General features: G+C 68.1%; 1 protein-coding gene. It reads right to left on the reverse strand.

What is annotated here, in order from left to right; genetic code table 11:
* A partial coding sequence (locus tag Van01_RS32760; protein WP_204015842.1) for an NlpC/P60 family protein occupies positions 1-676 on the reverse strand: 676 nt, incomplete at its 3' end.
* Positions 677-831 lie beyond the last annotated feature (155 nt).

Below are 831 nucleotides of genomic sequence, written 5' to 3' on the forward strand. Positions count from 1 at the left end.
CCGCCGGCGGCTGCGTCTCGACGATGTTGTCGTAGCGGACCGGGGTGTAGAGAGCCGCGTAGGATGCCGTCCACGTTCTCTCGATGGTGTCGCTGCTACCGGTCTGCTCGATGACCACCGGGGTGGTCTTGGCCGAGTTGCCCCACCGCACGAACAGCGCCACGTGATTCTCGCTCTGATCGCCCGTGTGGCGGAGCAGGGCATCGCCCGGTGCCAGCGCGCTCCGGGCGATGGTGTACGAGCGGGTGTGCAGGTTGCCGGTCCAGAAGGCGCTACCGGAACCGCCCAGCCCCCAGGCCATCGCGACGAAACCTGAGCAGTCGGTCCGGTAGTCGCCGTACTGGTTGCGGTAGCACCGCTCCTGGCTGTACGGGACGCCGGGTAGCCAGCTGCGCGCGCGAGTTACCGCATCCGCCCGCGTCATCTGCTTGTCGGCACCGTTGTTGTCGCAGGGCACCGGTGTGGTGCTGGCCGCCGCGAAGCTGCGTGCCTCTGACGGCAGCCCGGGGTACGCCGGCAGTGGCGGATCCCCGGGTGTGGACTGCGTGGCCAGCCGGGCCGGGCTGACCGGCGGGTTAGCCGTTGCTGGTGACGCGGTGACCATACCCGCGAGCAGGGCCGTCGGCAGCAGCAGGCCGACCGCCCGCCTCCGCTTCCGGCTGATACGAGAACGCACGAAGTGTTTCCTCTCGCTGTGGAGTGATATCTGTCTGGCGATGCGGCAGCCAAGGCGTGCACGGCGTACCGCACCGTTCTTTGCCCTGTGTCATCGCCTGTCGTCGATCATCGCGACGACCCTCGATCGTTGAACTCCGGCGACTGTTGGACGTC

Source organism: Micromonospora andamanensis (assembly GCF_016863495.1).
Taxonomy (GTDB): Bacteria; Actinomycetota; Actinomycetes; order Mycobacteriales; family Micromonosporaceae; genus Micromonospora; species Micromonospora andamanensis.